The following is a 16,372-nucleotide window of genomic DNA, read 5'->3' as shown; positions in this document are numbered from 1 at the left end:
AGTGATGCCCGGCCCGCGTTTCGCGCGGACCGGGCCGATTGCGTCTCAGAGGCTGCGAGCGGTGACGTTGCCGTAGTTGGTGGTGGCTCGGATGGTCAGGGCGGGCTCGCCGTCGGTGTTTCGCAGGGCGTTGTGGATGCGGCCGTAAGGGGTGCCGGCGTCCAAGGAAGCCGAGGCGCCGGAGGCCGCGTCGATGGTGATGTCGCCGGACTGGGTGGTCAAGGTGACGGCGCCCTGAGTGGCCTCGGCGACCTTGATGTCGCCCTTCTGGGTGGAGATCTCGGCGGGGCCCAGGAGGCGGGCGACCACGACGCTGCCGGACTGGACGGTCAGGTGGGCGGAGGCGGTCTCGTCCAAGGTGATGTCGGCCTGGGCGGCGTCTACGGTGACTTCGCCGAAATTGCCTGTGCCGTGGAACTGGGCGGCGGCGACCTTGGCGTTGACTCGGGAACCTGTCGGCAGGTGGACGGTGACGTCGGCGGCGCCGGAGTTGCCGAAGAGGCGGTTGCTTGGGGGTGCGGCCTCCACCCGGAGGACGCCGTCGGCGTAATCGACCCTGATCTGGTCGGCCGCTTTGACGTCGCGCTCCTTGGTGGCGTCGGCCGGCCGGACCTCGACGGTGGTGTCGGGGCGGTCGGCGGCGACCAGACGGATCCGCGCGGCGGGGATGTCGAGGACGGCGGCGATCGGGGCGGTGGTGTCGAACTTCTGCATCGGGGGCTCCTCGTTGCGGTTGGTGTTTCCGATGTCAGAAACGCTACGTTGCGTTCGAGAAACTGGCAACACAGATATTGCATTGAGTGGGCATACGATCAGGTCAAGGACTATATATCATTGCAACGGCGCTGAATCTAACGCAACGTCGGGCTCCAAGGGCAGGCGGGTGGCACGGGCCACGAAGCTGATCGCGTGGTACCAGCCGCAGAGCAGCAGGAGGTCGATCAGCTGGGGTTCGTCGAAGGTCGCGGCCAGGCGGGCCCACAGTGCGTCGTCGATGTCGCTGGTGTCGTGCAGGGCGTCCACGGCCTCGATCAGGAGACGCTCGGTGTCGTCGGACCAGCAGGCATCCGCGGCGGAGCCGTGGGCCAGGGAACGCTGCTGGTCGGGGGTGAGGCCTACCCGGGCGCCGAACATCTGGACGTGGACGGACCACTCGTACGCGCAGCCGCAGCGGGCGCAGGTGCGGTCGATGACGATCTCGCGTTGGCGCATGGTCAGGGTGAGATCGCGGCCCAGCTCGTAGCGGCCCCAGCCGTGCATGGCGCGGGCCATCGGCAGGTTGCGGGCGAAGAGGCGGAACAGGCCGATCGGTGGTCGCCCGGGCGGCATCATGGCGGCCAGCAGGGTGGCGGCTTCTTCCGGGTACGGCGGCTGGAGCGTGGCGATGCGCGACATGAGCCCCTCCTGTTTCGGATTTAGAAACGGACGCTAGTGTTTCTGAAAACGAAACGCAAGGAGGTGCGCATGCCGGCTCCACGTCCGGGACGGCCGGTCCGCGGCTCGACGACCGGGCGGCCGATCATGGCGGCGATGGATCTGCTGGGGCGGCGGTGGGCGCTGCGGCTGATCTGGGAGCTGCGGGACGGGCCGGCGGGGGCGCGGGCGCTGCTGGCGCGTTGTGAGGGGTTGTCGTCGAGCGTGCTCTACCAGCGGCTCGGGGAGCTCACCGAGAGCGGGCTGGCGGTCGCGGGCGACTCGGGGTACGAGCTGACGGCGCTGGGGAAGGACCTCGGACGCGCGTTGGGCCCACTCGACGAGTGGGCCAACCGCTGGGCGGCCAAATAAAGCTAGACGCGAGTGAGCGAACGGTCCGCGACCGGCCAGCCGAGCAGGGTGCGCAGCTCCTCGGGGGTGGCCAGCTCGTCGGCGCCCAGCTCGGCGCGGGCGATCTGGCGGGCGGCCGTCTCGTCGGGGTCGTAGCCGTACACCTCGGGCCACTGCCGGCGCAGGCGCGGCTCGCCGCCGAACGTCGGGTCGGCGTTGTCGAGGACCATCGGGTCGCCGTACACCGCGCCCTGGCAACCGGCGAGCAGGCCGTACCAGATGGCGCTGCACAGGCGGTTGGAGACGACGCGGCGGTGCCGGCGCAGCTCGGCGAGCTGGCGCACCAGGAAGCCGCGGTCGTGGTCGCGCCACCAGAAGCCGCGGTAGCCGTGGCAGATGACCCGGAAGCCGGCCCTCTCGTACAGCCGGCGGATCGCCTTGACCCGGTGCTCGTTCCAGTACAGGCAGACCGTGACGGGGCCGGACTCGTGGGCCTTGAGCTCGGCGATGAGGCGGCGGTGGTCGCCCATCACCTCCTGACCCTCCCAGCCGTGGAACGGGTAGAAGATCGTGCCCTCGCGCTCCTCGTCGGCCGGCTGCAAGGGGTCCATCTCGAGCAGGTACGCGAACGGGGAGCCGACCACCACCGCGTCGCGACGGCCCTGGGACCAGGCGCGGCGGCGCACCTGCTCGGACCAGACGAGCAGGCGGCTGCCCTCGACGAACGGCACGCCGGGGGCGAGACCGTCGCCGATGTTCCACCCGTGCTGGAGGTAGCCCTGGATCCGCGGCGGGTGCAGGGGCTCGGGCAGCGCGCAGTACTTGGCCAGCACATGGGCGTGGCCGTAGTAGTAGTTCGCGTGATGCATGCCCTCACCGACCCCGAAATCTCGCCGGAAACCCGACCGGAATACGTTCGGTTCCGGCGCTGAAGCCTAGCGCGGCGCCGAGGCGGGCCCGGCGCGTGCGGCCACGTTGAACAGCGGATGAACGGGAAGTGTGGCCCATGAGAAGACGGCAGCGCGGCGATTATTCGCAGTCGGCGCTGGTGCTCGGAACGGCCCAGCTCGGCGGCGCGTACGGCATCGCCAACCGCACCGGCGTGCCCGGCGCGACCGCACGCGAGCGCCTGCTGGCCACCGCCCGCAAACTTGGCGTGACCCATCTCGACACCGCCCGCGCGTACGGCGAGAGCGAGGAGCGCATCGGCGCCGTCGACCACGGCCTCTCGGTGATCACCAAGGTGGCGCCGGGCGGGGATGTGCGCGCGAGCGTCGACGCCAGCCGGGCCGCCCTGCGCGCCACGGGGCCGCTGACGATCCTGCTGCACCGCGCGGCCGACGTCGAGGCGAGCTGGGCCGAGCTGCGGAAGTGTCTGGGGACGGGGGAGGCCGATCGGGTCGGCGTCTCCGTGCAGTCGCCCGGCGAGCTGCGGCGGGTTCTCGACCTGCCCGATCTCGGGTACGTCCAGCTGCCCTGCAACATCCTCGACCGGCGCTGGCTGGAGATCGATCTGGCGTCCCGGCCCGAGTTGGTGGTGACCGTGCGGAGCGCGTACCTCCAAGGTCTGCTTGTGGCCGGCACCGCCGTGACCTGGCCTCATCTGCCGGACGCCGACCGCGACGGCATCGTCGCGACCCTGGACAAGCTCGCGGCCGATCTCGGCCGTGACGGGCGCGCCGACCTGTGCCTCGCCTACCTGTTCTCGCTGCCGTGGGTGACCTCGCTGGTGATCGGCGCCGAGACCGAGGAGCAGTTGTGCGCCAACGCCGCGCTGGTCGACCGCGAGCCGCTCACCGACGGCCAGCGCGAGCTGGTGCTCGCCGCCCTGCCCGAGATGCCGGTGGACCTGCTCGACCCGAGCCGGTGGTCGAAATGATCACGCCGAACGATCTCTTCGGCCTGGACGGCAGGGTCGCGGTCGTGACCGGCGCGACCGGACGGCTCGGCCGGGTGATGGCCGAGGCCCTCGCCGGGGCCGGCGCGACCGTCTGGTTGGTGGGCCGCGACCAGGGCAAACTTGACGCCTTGGCGGCGACGCTTCCGAAGGCGGAAAAAGCCCGCTGCGACGTGACGGTCGACGAGGAAGTCGCCGCGCTGGGAACGAGAATCCGCGACGAGAGCGGTCGCCTCGACGTGCTCGTGCACAACGCGCATGTCGGCAAGGCCGGCTCGCTGCGCACCGCGAAGCCGTCCGATTATCTTCAGGCCGCCGACCTGGCGCTGTCCGCTTTCCAGCGGCTGCTCGACGCGACTCGTGACCTGCTGGTCGCCGCGGCCGCCGACAGCTCCCCGTCGGTGATCGCGGTCGCCTCGATGTACGGGCTGGTCAGCCCCAAGGCGCACCTCTACGACACGCCGGAGGGCGGCAACCCGCCGTTCTACGGCGCGGTCAAGGCCGGCCTGATCCAGCTGGCCCGCTACGCCGCGGCCGAGATGGGCCCGGCCGGCGTGCGGGTGAACTGCCTGACCCCGGGCGCGTTCCCGGGCGGTGGCGGCGATCCCGCCCTGATCGCCCGGCTCGGTCAGCAGACGCCGCTCGGCCGGGTCGGTGACCCCGCCGAGATCGCGACCTCGGTGCTGTACCTCGCTTCGCCGCGCACCAGCTACGTCACCGGTGCGAACGTGGTGGTGGACGGCGGCTGGACGGCCTGGTGAGCTTGCGTTAGGCGACCGCCGTCACCTTGCAGGTCATCGACGCGTCGGCGTTCGTGGTCAGGAGCGTGCTCTGCTCGACGTTCTCGGTGTCGCCGCCGCCGATGTCGCGCACCAGCGCCGTATCGGTGTCCAGCAGCTTGCCGGCGCCGTCGTGGTACTCGATGCGGACCGTCGCGGTCTGGGTGTCCGAGCTGCGGTTGTGCACCTCGAGGCCGACGGTCGCGACGCTGCCGCTGGCGCTGCACTTGGTCACCTTGGCGTCGAAGCCACTCCCCGAGGAGCGGCCGAACAGGTAATACGCGCCGAAGCCGAGAACCAGCACCACGACGCCGATGAGCACCGCGTACGTCGCGGAGAAACCCGAGTGCTGGGGCGGCGGCGGGATCTCACGCGGCGGCGGGGTCTGCTGCCAGTCCGAAGGGGACGGCGCCGGCTCCCAGTTGGGCCGCACGGGAAGCTGCGGCGGCGTGACCGGCTGAATCTGCGGCTGCCAGCCCGGCTGCTGCGCCCAGGAAGGCTGCTGCGGCTGTTGTTGCTGCGGCGGTGTCCAGGCGGGCGGCTGCCCGCCCGCATGCCGGGGCCCCTGCTCACCGGCAGGTGGCCAACGGTCGGGTGAGGGAGGATATCCCTGCGGGGGATTCGCGTAAGACATCGAGCGTCCTTGCACGATGGTGTGGGGGCGCTCACAGCGTGGTCTGAAATTTGATCGACGTCGAGAGTCCGACCAGAGACTCGGATGATCGTCAAGGGAAACTGGATGATCGGATGAATTCACCCTGCGTAACAAAGGTGAGCGTCACTTTCTCGAAGGCATAGCTCAGACCTTTCTGTTTCGTAAAACCCGAAAAATGCTACTTTCGGGTGGTATCTCTGGAGCAAGTCTTCGGAGGTGACGCATGCAAGCTCCCCTGCCCGACAACGAAACCGACCGTCTGGCCGCTCTTTACGCGCTCGACATCCTCGACAGCGCGCCGGAGCAGGACTTCGACGACATCGTTGCCCTCGCCGCGAACGTGTGCGGCACCCCGGTAGCCCTGGTCACCCTGGTCGACACCGACCGTCAGTGGTTCAAGGCACGGGTCGGCACCGACCTCACCGAGACGTCTCGCGACCTCTCCTTCTGCGCGCACGCGATCCTCGGCCGCGACCTGCTCGTGGTCCCCGACGCGGCGAAGGACGCCCGATTCTCCGACAACCCTTCGGTGGACATGGAGGGCGGCATCAGGTTCTACGCCGGCGCGCCGTTGATAACCACCGACGGGTACGCGCTCGGCACGCTCTGCGTGATGGACAAGAACCCGCGCAAGCTCGACGTCGAGCAGCAGCAGGCGTTGCGCGCGCTGGCCCGCCAGGTCACCTCCCAGATGGAGCTGCGCCGGCACGCGATCGCGCTGGCCAACACCACGGCCCGGCTGCAGGAGCTGGAACGGCGCAAGGACGACCTCGCCGGCCTGGTCGGCGGCGAGCTGCGGGCGCCGCTGCGGCTGATCTCGTCCTATCTCGACAAGCTGGGCAGCACCGGCTTCCAGGACGCCGAGATGGCCGAGCTGGTGGGGCGGGCGACGGCCGGGCACATCCGCGGCTTCCTCGACCTGCTGCAGCACCTGACCACGATGGCCGAGGCCGGGTTCGGCAGCGAGAGCCTGCACATGCGGCAGATCGACCTGACCCGGATCACCCAGCGGGCGGTGGAGTCGGTGCGGCCGATCGCGGCGACCAAGCAGATCTGGATCCTCAATCAGGCCGGCGGGCCGGCGCTGCCGATCATCGCCGATCCCGTACGCCTCGAGCAGGTGCTCACCCATCTGCTGTTCGCGGCCGTGAAGTACACGCCGTCCGGCGGCCGGGTACGAGTCGGCACCGAGATCGAGTCGGGCCCGACCGTGCGCCTCGACGACATGGACATGCCCGGCGGCATGCGGCCCGACCTGTTCCCGCACCTCTACTACGGCGCGATCGCCAACCCGTCGGAGATCCCCGGCCCGGACCGCGGCCTCGCGGTGGCCAAGAAGATCCTCGACGCGCACCACGCCACGGTGGCGCTCTCCGACCGGCCGGGCGACGGCACCTCGCTGCACGTCGTCTTCCCGTTCGCCCAGGCGACGACGGCCGATCGGATCGCCGATCTCGTCGCGGCCTGACAGATGCCCGCACCCGCCCGGCTGCAGTTCGGGCGGGTGCGGGCGATCTCACCCGGTATAGACCGGGCCGGTGCCGCCACCCGGGGGCGAGCCGGCTGACGGAAGATCCTCGGGGTCGGGCCGGCTCTGCATAGGCGGCCGGGCCACGGCCCGTCCCGACGCGGGATGCGAGGGTACTTTGGCCTGGTCCAGAGTGGACGGCCAGGTGTCCACCACCGGCGCCACCACCTGTTGCGGCAGCTCGGGCAGCGTGGTCCGCGGCGTCAGCCCGGCCCGGTGCAGCTTGTGCCAGCGCAGCCGTCCGCCGGTCAGCGCGGTCGTCGCCGACTGCATCAGCACCAGGTACATCAGCTGCCGGTAGGCGAACTGCTGGAGCGGCAGCCGCCACAGCGGGCGCATCGACTCCCGGTCGAAGCGGAACGCCACCGCGGCCGTGAACAACTGCAGGGCGAGCATGCCCAGCCAGGCCGTCAGCGTCTCGTTCAGCTCCCAGAACACCAGGCCGTAGACGAGCATGACGTCGACGACCGGGGCGAGCATCGGCAGCGCCACCCCGAACAGCGCCAGGAACGGCAGCCCCACCCGGCCGAACCGGCCCGACGGGCCCTTGTCGAACAGCGCCCGGCGGTGCTTCCACATCGCCTGCATGGTGCCGTAGCTCCACCGGTAGCGCTGGCGGTACAGCTGCTCAAGGGTGGCCGGCGCCTCGGTCCAGGCCTTCGCGCGCTCCTCGTACACGACCCGCCAGCCGGCCCGGCACAGCGCCATCGTGACGTCGGTGTCCTCGGCCAGGGTCTCGTCGCTGATCCCGCCGACCGCGGCGAGGGCCTCGCGGCGGAACCCGCCGATCGCGCCCGGCACCGTCGGCATGCAGTCGAGCACCTCGTACAGGCGGCGGTCGAGGTTGAAGCCGATCACGTACTCGATGTGCTGCCAGGCGGCGACCATCTTCTCCCGGTTGCCGACCTTGACGTTGCCGGCGACCGCGCCCACGCCCGGGTCGGCGAACGCCTGCACCAGCATCCGGATCGAGTCCTTCTCGAAGACGGTGTCGCCGTCGACGGTGACGATCAGGTCGTGCTTGGCCAGGGCGATGCCGGTGTTCAGGGCGTTCGACTTGCCGCCGTTGGGCACGCGCACGACCCGCACGTTGGGCAGCGCCATCCGCTCGACCAGCGCGGCGGTGCCGTCGGTGGAGCCGTCGTCGACGACCACCACCTCGATCCCGCCCGGGTAGTCGCCGCCGGCCAGCGAGCGGACGGCCGCCTCGATGCCCTCCTTCTCGTTGTAGGCGGGCACGATCACCGACACCGGGTCGGTCACCTCGGGACCCCAGCTCCAGCCGGGCTTGCGGCGCTGCCGGGCGTGGCGGGTGGCGAGGAGCAACAACAACCCCGTACGCCCGATGGTGAGCAACCCGACGACCAGGAACAGCCCGGCGATCACCCACAGCAGCCCGTCCGCCGCGCGGACCGTGCCGATCACCGCGGCCCCGCGCCATTCGTCGCTCCGCGGCGCGGCCGGGTTCTCGGCCAGCGCCGGCACGGGCGTGGCGCCCTTGGCCTTGTTGCGCTGGGCGATGCTCTGGTTGAGACCCTCGGTGACGGTGGTGAAGCGGTAGCCGCGGGCCTTCATCCTCGGGATGAACTCGCGCAGCGCCTGGACGGTCTGCGAGCGGTCCCCGCCGGCGTCGTGGAACAGGATGACCGCGGACGTGTCACCGGGCGGGGTGGCGTTGCGGACGATCTGGCGCACGCCGGGCCGCTGCCAGTCCTCGCTGTCCATGTCGTTGACGACGACCAGCAGGCCCCGCTTGCCGGCCTCCTTGACCAGCTCCCAGTTCACGTCGTCGATGGCGTTGGCCTTCGACGAGTACGGGAATCGGGCCAGGTTGGTGTGCACGCCGGTGGCGCGGGCGATCGCCACCTGGGTCTGCGACAGCTCGAGGGTGCGCCGCCACGGCGCGATCCGCTGCATGTTCGGGTGGGTGAAGGTGTGCAGGCCGAGCTCGTTGCCGCCGCCGGTGATGCGGCGGGTGAGCTCGGGGTTGCGCGCCACCTCGGAGCCGATCACGAAGAACGTGCCGTGCGCGTCGTTCTCCCGGAGCACGTCGAGGATCTGCGGCGTCCACGTCGGGTCGGGACCGTCGTCGAAGGTGAGCGCGATGGTGTGGTCCGGCATCCGGCTGCTGCTCTCCTGGCCGCCGGTGGTGTTGATGACCGGGCCCCCGCCGCGGATCGCGAGCGGGACGCCGTCCTGGTCGCCGACCTCGGTCTCGGCGTGGTCGCTGGTGAACTCGGCGTTGATGTACGCCTGGACGACCAGGACGCCGACGAAGACGGCGAGCAGGAGGGTGGCCAGCGCGACGCGGGGTTTGGGGAGGAGGCGGCGGCGTACCGGGCCGCGTGCCTTGCCCCGGGTGCGGGTGATCACGCCGCGGCCACGGAGGGGGCCGGCTCGGGTGACGGCGCGGGCTGGGCGGTCTTGGTGGTCTCGCCGGACGAATCCCCGGCGTCGGCGCTCGAGCCCGACGACCCGGAGCCGGACGACCCGGAGCCGGACGACCCGGAGCCGGACGACCCGGAGCCGGACGACCCGGACCCGCCGCCCGTGCCGCCGGTGCTCGAGCCGCTTCCGCCGCCCGTGCCGCCGGTGCCGCCGCCCACACCGCCTGAAGAGCCGGTGCCGCCGCCGGTGCCGCCCGTGGAGCCGCTCCCGCCGCCGGTGCCACCCGTGGAGCCGCTCCCGCCGCCGGTGCCACCCGTGGAGCCGGTGCCGCCGCCTGTGGTGCCGGTGCCGCCGCCCGTGCCACCGGCCGGCGGGACGGGCGGCGGGATCGTTGCCGGGGTCGTCGGCTGGGTGATCGGGGGAGTCGTCGCCGGTGTCGTCGTGGTCGACTCGACCGGGTGGCTGGTCGTGGTGGCCGGCTTGGGCGTCGTGCCCGTCGTCGTGGCCGGCTTGCGGCTCGCGCTCGTCGTCTTCGCCGGTTTCGACGTGATCTTGGTGGACTCCAGGCGCGGCGCCACGGTGCTCGCCCCGCCGGTGCGGCGCGGCAGCGCGTCGGTGACGAACACCGGCGTCGCCGGGTGGCTCGGTGTCGGCGCCGGGGTCGGGCTGGGCCGGGCCGGCGTCTTGGCGTCGTCGTCGGTGCCGGTCTCGAGCCCGGGCAGCGGCAGCACGGCGCTGGAGCTCACCGGGCCGCCGGCCAGGCTGACGCTGATCAGGCCGCCGTAGAGCATGACCAGGCCGCCGAAGCCGTACGCGAGCCGGCGCAGCAGCCGGCTGCGACGGCCGGTGGTGTCCACGAACACCGGCGCCGGCAGCGCCGCCGGAATCACCACCTCGGTGTCGGGGATGTCGCGCTCGACGAATTGCGGGTTATCTGGCTCCTGCGAAGTCACGCGGCGAGCTTAAAAACATCTATCGCGATCTTGGAGGCCCTCACTCCACCGGGTGACCGATGATCGACGCGGCTAATTCATCCGAAATGATGAGTGTGGACGTTTGACCAGATGGGCCTCGGTGTGTGCCGCTTCGTAATGATCGCTTCTGAGCAGGCGCACAAGAGAATGCCCTCGGAGGTTACGCCATTTCTCCGAATCATTTCCTGTCGCATCAACGACACTTTCCGCGCCATTTTCGTGAGAGCAATTCATGGAGCGATTGGTCGGCCTTATGGGCATACAACCGGTATGTCCGATGTGGCGGCGAGGCTTGATCGAAATTTGAAAGTTCGGCAGGCGACCCGTTGTGCCCGACATCGGAGGTCGTTAAGCTTCATCTTGCGCGCCCCTATCGCCCGCTTCCCCCGTGGCAGGCGATCGGGGCGCGCCCTTACGTTAAGGGCCTTCTCACTGCCCTAGCTCCTTCAAATCCACCGGCTGCCGAGCCACATGCGTGACGACCAGCTCTCGTACGAGATGAGTTGTCCCACGAATATCGGGTGGAAGTAGGCGAAGCAGAGCGCCACCAGCACCACGTAGGCGCCGGCCACCACCGTCCCGATCAGCTGCCGGTCGGTTCTGCCCTTGCCGGAGACGATCCCGGTGGCCGGTGTCATGATCGCGCCGAGCACATAGACGACGGCGAGGATGAGGAACGGCAGCGCGGGCATGACGTAGAACGAGAACATCGTCCGCCCGTCCTTCACCGCGTAGTAGAACCACGGCAGGATGCCGCCCAGCACCGGCACGAGGATCGCCCAGGCCCGCCAGTCGCGCCGGGCGATGCCGAACCAGATCAGCGCCGCCAGGGCGGGCAGGAACGACCACCACAGGATCGGCGTGCCGAGCAGGATGATCTCGCGGGCGCAGCTGGGCGCGCCGCAGTTGCCGGTGTTGTTCCAGTAGAAGGCGACCGGCCGGCCGAGCAGCATCCACTGCCACGGCCAGGACTGGTAGACGTGCCGCTCGGTGAGGCCGCTGTGGAAGTTGAACGCCTCGACGTGGTAGTGCCACAGGTTGCGCAGCGCCCCGATGACCGGCGGCTCGCTGAGCCCGTTGGCCTCGCGGTAGTGCCGGAAGTAGCCGGTGTTCGTGACGAACCAGCCGGTCCAGGTCGAGAGGTATGTGAACAGGGCGACCCACACGGTCACGATGCCCCAGCCGATGTCGCCGAAGATGCCCGCCACGATCGGCTGCCGGATGCCCGCCGAGCGGCGTGCCTGCCAGCGCCAGGCGAGGATCAGCACGCCGAAGAACGGCAGGAAGAACAGCGCGCTCCATTTCACGCCGCAGGCCATCCCGAACAGCACACCCGCGACGAGCAGCCACCACGGCACGATCCGCGGTATCGAGGCGGTCTTGCTCGGGTCGTACCCGTCCTCCAGCGCCCGCAGCAGCCGGCGGCGGTAGTGGTCGCGGTCGAGCACGATGGCGGCGAAGCTGGCCAGCACGAACAGGCCGATGAAGATGTCGAGCAGCGACGTGCGCGAGAGCACCAGCTGGAAGCCGTCGAGCGCCATGAGCAGGCCGGCCGCGCCGGCCAGCAGCACCGAGTGGAACAGCCGGTAGGCGACCCGGATCAGGATGAGGATCATCAGGGTGCCGGCGACCGCGGCCGGGAAGCGCCAGCCCAGCTCCTTGTTGCCGAAGATCAGCTCGCCGAGCGCGATCAGCCACTTGCCCAGCGGCGGGTGCACGACGTACGCGGGGCCGTTGGTCTTCTCGTCCCACTCGACACCGTGGTGGATCATGTCCCACGCGTCGGTCGGGTAGTAGACCTCGTCGAAGATGTAACCCTTGGGCTGGCCCAGGTTTTGGAACCTGAGGATCGCCCCGATCACCACGACGAGGAGCGTCACCGCCCACGAGTGCGGATTGAGCCAGTTGTCGAGGGTGGCCAGGCGGCGGCGGACGACCTCGGGCACGCCGCGTACGCCATGGGGCTCCGCGGCCGCGGGCGGCTCCGGAGTGAGTTCTGTCTCAGCTGTCGCCGTGGTCACCCCGCGATCCTAGGGCCTACTCCTGGGAAGCGATGTATGTGATGCACTTCCGTCGTGACTGCGAAAGAGAACGGCTCGGGACGGGTGGTGCTGGCCGGGGCGCCGCTGGGCAACGTCGGCGACGCGTCGGCCCGGCTGCGCGAAGTGCTGGCCTCGGCGGACGTGGTGGCGGCCGAGGACACCCGCCGGCTGGCGCGGCTGGCGCGCGATCTGGGCGTCACGGTGACCGGCCGGGTGGTGTCCTATTTCGAGGGCAACGACGAGCGGCGTACGCCCGAGCTGGTCGAGGCCCTCGAGCGGGGCGCGACGGTCGCGGTGGTCACCGACGGCGGCATGCCGAGCGTCTCCGACCCCGGTTACCGCCTGGTCCGAGCCGCGCTGGACGCCGGTTTCCCGGTCACCGCGGCACCCGGCCCGAGCGCGGTCACCACCGCCCTGGCGCTGTCGGGGCTGCCCAGCGACCGGTTCGTCTTCGAGGGCTTCCTCCCGCGTACCGGATCGCATCGCCGCTCGCGCCTGCGCGAGCTCGCCGCCGAGCCCCGCACGCTGGTGTTTTTCGAGGCGCCGCACCGGATCGCGGGCGCCCTGGCCGACCTGGCGTCGGCGTTCGGCGAGGACCGGGCGGCCGCGGTGTGCCGGGAGCTGACCAAGACCTACGAGGAGATCCGCCGGGGCACGCTCGCCGAGCTGGCGCGATGGGCCGCCGAGGGCGAGCCGCGCGGCGAGATCACGCTGGTGGTGGCGGGCGCGCCGGCCGGTCCGCCGCCGCGACCGAGCGACGAGGAACTGCGCGCGGCGGTCGCCGAGCGGGAGGCGGCGGGCGCGTCGCGCCGTGATGCCATCCAGGCGGTGGCCGACGACTTCGGCCTCAAGAAGCGCGAGGTCTACAGCCTCGTGCACGGTTCTCAATAGGCGCCGATCAAAAATCCGAGCAGCAGGAGTACGGGTCCGGCCAGGCTGGCCAGGATCGCGCCGCGTCTCGCGCGCCGGGTCTCGAGCCGGCGCGCCCCGGTGACGCCCGCTATCGCGTAGCCGCAGAACAGCACCAGGATGAAGCCGAGCAGCCAGCGCATCTGCAGCAGCGGGCTGGTGTTGCCGAGGTAGGCGCGCGGGCTGTCCGGGCTGACCATCCGGGCCGGCGTGATCGTGCCGGGCACGCGGTGGCCGGGTCCGACGCCGAGCAGGGTGACCTGGGCGATCGTGTACCGGCCGTCGGCGGCGGTGAACCGGCCGGCGCAATGCTGGGTGACGCCGGAGCTGGTGCAAGCGCTCACGGTCGCGTAACCACGGTCGCCGTGCCCCATGGCCAGCCAGAACGGCTCGGCGCTGACCCAGGCGAAGAACGCGGCGAGCAGGCCCAGCGCGACCAGCGAGGCGGAGGCGGCGACCGGGGTCTTCGGGGCGGCCCGGCGGGTGCCGCGGCGCCCGGCGGCGTGCGCGGGCCGGTCGTCCGGAAGCGGCTCGAGGACCTGCTCGGGGTCGGTGTGCCAGAACGGGGAGTTCTCGAGGCGCTCCAGCCGGGCGTCGGTCTGCGGGTCGCCGGTGGCGCGCGGCAGCGGCTCGGTGGGGTGGGAGCGGCGGGTCTGCCGGATCGGGCCGCGCTCGATCGGCGCGGGCGACTCCAGCGGCACGGTGGGGCGGTTGCGGGTGCTGGGCTCGGGCAGGACCATCACGTCCGGCTCGGGCGCCTGCTCCTCGGCGATCGCCTTTTCCGCGGTCTCGCCCTCGATGACCTTGTGCTCGGAGGTGGTCTCGACGGCCCAGGCCGGCTTCGTCGCCTCCGCCGCGGGCGTCTCCGGAGCCGCGGGCGTCTCGGCCAGGGGCGTTCCGTGTGCCGCGGGCGTTTCGAGTGCCGCGGGCGTTTCGAGTGCCGCGGGCGTTCCGTGTGCCGCGGGCTTCTCCATCGCTGTGGGCAGGTCTGGCGCGGGGGTGGGCTGGTCGGCGGCGACCGTGGCGGCCGTGCGGCGGGCGCGGTGGCCGGCCGGCGGGCGCAGCGGGTCGTACCGGTGGGCGTCCACCTGGTCGTGGTGACGCTCCACCGGCGCCGTCTCGGCCAGCTGCGCGGCCGTGTCGCGGACCCCGGCCTCGTGCGCCCCGGCGGCCTCGCCGGTGCGCGCGGGCCCGGCCTCCGCCGGCGGCAGCAGGGTCCCGGTGCCGCCCGGGGCGACCTCCGCCTGGTGCTGCGGCGTGCGCCGGCGCGCGTGCCGGGACCGTCCGGTGGGCGGGTCGGTGGGGGCGCGGTCGGTCTCGCCGCGCCACCAGCCCGGGTCCGGGTCGGAGAACGACCACGGGTTGCCCTCGTTGGGGGGCTTCTCCCCAGGTTGCGGCGTCTCTCCGATCACGGCTCCATTGGACTACGCGACCCGCCGGTGATCACGCACTATTGGGGCGTGTCGTCATAAATGGGCATCTCGCCGTGGGCAGAACCAATCCGTTCGCGGGCCGCGTCCACCGCTCATTACTCTTAGGAACCATGAGTCACGTTCTCGCCGCGGTTGCCTGGCCCTATGCCAACGGCCCGCGCCACATCGGTCATGTTTCCGGCTTCGGGGTGCCGTCCGACGTCTTCAGCCGGTACATGCGGATGTCCGGCCACGACGTGCTCATGGTCTCGGGCACCGACGAGCACGGCACGCCGATCCAGGTGCAGGCGGACGCCGACGGCGTGACCCCGCGCGAGCTGGCCGACCGGTACAACCGCGTGATCGTCGAGGACCTGCACGGCCTCGGCCTGACCTACGACCTGTTCACGCGTACGACGACTCGCAACCACTACGCGGTGGTGCAGGAGCTGTTCGCCGTCCTGTTCAAGAACGGGTACATCGTCCGGCGCACGACGCTGGGCGCGATCTCGCCGTCGACCGGGCGCACCCTGCCCGACCGGTACATCGAGGGCACCTGCCCGATCTGCGGCTACGAGAGCGCCCGCGGCGACCAGTGCGACAACTGCGGCAACCAGCTCGACCCCGAGCAGCTGATCAACCCGCGCTCCAAGATCAACGGGGAGACCCCCGAGTTCGTCGAGACCGAGCACTTCTTCCTCGACCTGCCGGCGTTCGCCCAGGCCATCGGCCATTGGCTCGACCAGCGGGAAAATTGGCGCCCCAACGTGCTGAAGTTTTCCCGCAACCTGCTCGACGACCTGCAGCCCCGGGCGATCACCCGTGACCTCGAGTGGGGCGTGCCCATTCCGCTCGACGACTGGCGTGACCGTTCCGACAAGCGCATCTACGTCTGGTTCGACGCCGTGATCGGCTACTTGTCGGCCTCGATCGAGTGGGCCCGCCGCTCCGGCGACCCCGAGGCGTGGCGGCAGTGGTGGTCGGCCGACGGGCTGGGCAAGGACGCGCAGGCGTACTACTTCATGGGCAAGGACAACATCGTCTTCCACTCGGTGATCTGGCCGGCGCTGCTGCTGGGTTACTCGGGCGAGGGCGACAAGGGCGGCGAGCCGGGCGAGCTCGGCCGGCTCAACCTGCCGACCGAGGTCGTCTCGAGTGAATACCTGACGATGGAGGGCAAGAAGTTCTCCTCGTCCCGCCGGGTCGTCATCTACGTGCGCGACTTCCTGGAGCGCTACGACGCCGACGCCCTGCGGTACTTCATCGCCGCGGCCGGTCCCGAGTCCACCGACACCGACTTCACCTGGGCCGAGTTCGTCCGCCGCAACAACGACGAGCTGGTCGCGGGCTGGGGCAACCTGGTCAACCGCTCGATCTCGCTGGCGGCGAAGAACTTCGGCGCGATCCCCACGCCGGGCCCGCTCACCTCCGAAGACGAAGCGCTGCTCGCCGCCGCCAAGGCCGGCTTCGCCACGGTCGGCGAGCTGATCGGCAAGCACCGCCAGAAGGCGGCGATCGGCGAGGCGATGCGGGTGGTCGCCGAGGCCAACAAGTACCTGTCCGACCAGGCCCCGTGGAAGCTCAAGTCCGAGGAGGACAAGCCTCGCCAGGCCACCATCCTGCACGTCGCGCTGCAGGCGGTCAGCGACGCGAACACGTTGCTGACCCCGTTCCTGCCGCACGCCGCGCAGAAGGTGTTCGAGCTGCTCGGCGGCGAGGGCGTGCACGCGCCGATGCCGCGGATCGAGCAGGTCGACGACCTGGACGGCGGCCCGTCGTACCCGGTGCTGACCGGCGACTACACCGTGGGCGCCAAGTGGGAGTCGGTCCCGCTGGTCGCCGGCACCCCGCTGGCCCCGCCGAAACCGGTCTTCCGCAAGCTCGAGCCGTCCGTTGTGGACGAGGAACTGGCCCGCCTCGAGAGCTGACCTATCTCCATTGATCATCACCGTGGCGATCGTGTAGCTTCCTCCGCACACGGGGGAACACCAGCGTTACATCGGTACGGGCGCGTTCTGACGCGC

General features: G+C 70.8%; 14 protein-coding genes. 6 read left to right on the top strand and 8 right to left on the bottom strand.

What is annotated here, in order from left to right; translation table 11 throughout:
* Window positions 1-45 precede the first annotated feature (45 nt).
* Together ACQPZX_RS46280 and ACQPZX_RS46275 are read right to left on the bottom strand one after the other, a co-directional pair.
* Window positions 46-714, bottom strand: coding sequence for a DUF4097 family beta strand repeat-containing protein (locus tag ACQPZX_RS46280; protein ID WP_433370845.1), 669 nt, complete (start codon window positions 712-714; stop codon window positions 46-48).
* A 117-nt stretch (window positions 715-831) separates the two neighbouring features.
* A complete protein-coding gene (locus ACQPZX_RS46275) occupies window positions 832-1,395 on the bottom strand; it encodes a carboxymuconolactone decarboxylase family protein (RefSeq protein ID WP_433370842.1) in 564 nt (187 codons plus the stop codon).
* Window positions 1,396-1,464: 69 nt separating this feature from the next.
* Here ACQPZX_RS46275 and ACQPZX_RS46270 point away from each other — a divergent pair, with 69 nt between their 5' ends.
* Window positions 1,465-1,785: a winged helix-turn-helix transcriptional regulator gene (locus tag ACQPZX_RS46270; RefSeq protein ID WP_433370839.1), complete on the top strand. Its 321-nt coding sequence runs from the start codon at window positions 1,465-1,467 to the stop codon at window positions 1,783-1,785.
* A gap of 2 nt (window positions 1,786-1,787) precedes the next feature.
* Here ACQPZX_RS46270 and ACQPZX_RS46265 read toward each other — a convergent pair whose 3' ends face one another.
* Window positions 1,788-2,633 (bottom strand): hypothetical protein, encoded by an 846-nt coding sequence (locus ACQPZX_RS46265; protein WP_433370837.1) that lies wholly within the window; start codon window positions 2,631-2,633, stop codon window positions 1,788-1,790.
* A gap of 137 nt (window positions 2,634-2,770) precedes the next feature.
* Between ACQPZX_RS46265 and ACQPZX_RS46260 the strand changes: the two genes are divergently transcribed.
* Window positions 2,771-3,643: an aldo/keto reductase gene (locus ACQPZX_RS46260; protein ID WP_433370834.1), complete on the top strand. Its 873-nt coding sequence runs from the start codon at window positions 2,771-2,773 to the stop codon at window positions 3,641-3,643.
* Window positions 3,640-4,422: an SDR family NAD(P)-dependent oxidoreductase gene (locus ACQPZX_RS46255; protein ID WP_433370831.1), complete on the top strand. Its 783-nt coding sequence runs from the start codon at window positions 3,640-3,642 to the stop codon at window positions 4,420-4,422. The genes ACQPZX_RS46260 and ACQPZX_RS46255 overlap by 4 nt, the downstream gene beginning before the upstream one ends.
* Before the next feature lie 7 nt (window positions 4,423-4,429).
* On the opposite strand, the gene ACQPZX_RS46250 is transcribed toward ACQPZX_RS46255, so the two are convergent.
* Window positions 4,430-4,873, bottom strand: coding sequence for an FxLYD domain-containing protein (locus ACQPZX_RS46250; RefSeq protein ID WP_433370828.1), 444 nt, complete (start codon window positions 4,871-4,873; stop codon window positions 4,430-4,432).
* 445 nt (window positions 4,874-5,318) lie between these two features.
* Between ACQPZX_RS46250 and ACQPZX_RS46245 the strand changes: the two genes are divergently transcribed.
* Window positions 5,319-6,563 carry a GAF domain-containing sensor histidine kinase gene (locus ACQPZX_RS46245; RefSeq protein WP_433370825.1) on the top strand — a complete coding sequence of 415 codons (1,245 nt, stop codon included), beginning with the start codon at window positions 5,319-5,321 and terminating at the stop codon, window positions 6,561-6,563.
* 48 nt (window positions 6,564-6,611) lie between these two features.
* Here ACQPZX_RS46245 and ACQPZX_RS46240 read toward each other — a convergent pair whose 3' ends face one another.
* From ACQPZX_RS46240 to ACQPZX_RS46230, 3 genes are all read right to left on the bottom strand, one after another.
* Window positions 6,612-8,996 carry a bifunctional polysaccharide deacetylase/glycosyltransferase family 2 protein gene (locus ACQPZX_RS46240; protein WP_433370822.1) on the bottom strand — a complete coding sequence of 795 codons (2,385 nt, stop codon included), beginning with the start codon at window positions 8,994-8,996 and terminating at the stop codon, window positions 6,612-6,614.
* Window positions 8,993-9,964, bottom strand: coding sequence for a hypothetical protein (locus ACQPZX_RS46235; protein WP_433370819.1), 972 nt, complete (start codon window positions 9,962-9,964; stop codon window positions 8,993-8,995). Before ACQPZX_RS46235 ends, ACQPZX_RS46240 begins: the two co-directional genes overlap by 4 nt.
* Window positions 9,965-10,431: 467 nt before the next feature.
* The gene (locus ACQPZX_RS46230; RefSeq protein WP_433370816.1) at window positions 10,432-12,006 is read right to left on the bottom strand and encodes a dolichyl-phosphate-mannose--protein mannosyltransferase; all 1,575 of its coding nucleotides are present in this window, start codon (window positions 12,004-12,006) and stop codon (window positions 10,432-10,434) included.
* Window positions 12,007-12,060: 54 nt separating this feature from the next.
* Here ACQPZX_RS46230 and rsmI point away from each other — a divergent pair, with 54 nt between their 5' ends.
* The gene (gene rsmI / locus ACQPZX_RS46225) at window positions 12,061-12,918 is read left to right on the top strand and encodes a 16S rRNA (cytidine(1402)-2'-O)-methyltransferase (RefSeq protein WP_433370813.1); all 858 of its coding nucleotides are present in this window, start codon (window positions 12,061-12,063) and stop codon (window positions 12,916-12,918) included.
* On the opposite strand, the gene ACQPZX_RS46220 is transcribed toward rsmI, so the two are convergent.
* Window positions 12,912-14,348: a hypothetical protein gene (locus ACQPZX_RS46220; RefSeq protein WP_433370810.1), complete on the bottom strand. Its 1,437-nt coding sequence runs from the start codon at window positions 14,346-14,348 to the stop codon at window positions 12,912-12,914. The genes rsmI and ACQPZX_RS46220 overlap by 7 nt on opposite strands.
* A gap of 131 nt (window positions 14,349-14,479) precedes the next feature.
* On the opposite strand from ACQPZX_RS46220, the gene metG reads away from it, so the two are divergent.
* Complete coding sequence (gene metG / locus ACQPZX_RS46215; protein ID WP_433370808.1) at window positions 14,480-16,276, top strand: methionine--tRNA ligase; 1,797 nt, start codon at window positions 14,480-14,482, stop codon at window positions 16,274-16,276.
* The last annotated feature ends 96 nt before the right edge of the window (window positions 16,277-16,372 follow it).

Origin of the sequence: Actinoplanes sp. CA-142083 (assembly GCF_050942195.1) — a bacterium.
GTDB lineage: Bacteria > Actinomycetota > Actinomycetes > Mycobacteriales > Micromonosporaceae > Actinoplanes.
The sequence above is the reverse complement of the archived record's forward strand: the minus strand, read 5'-3'. Positions and strand labels throughout refer to the sequence as shown.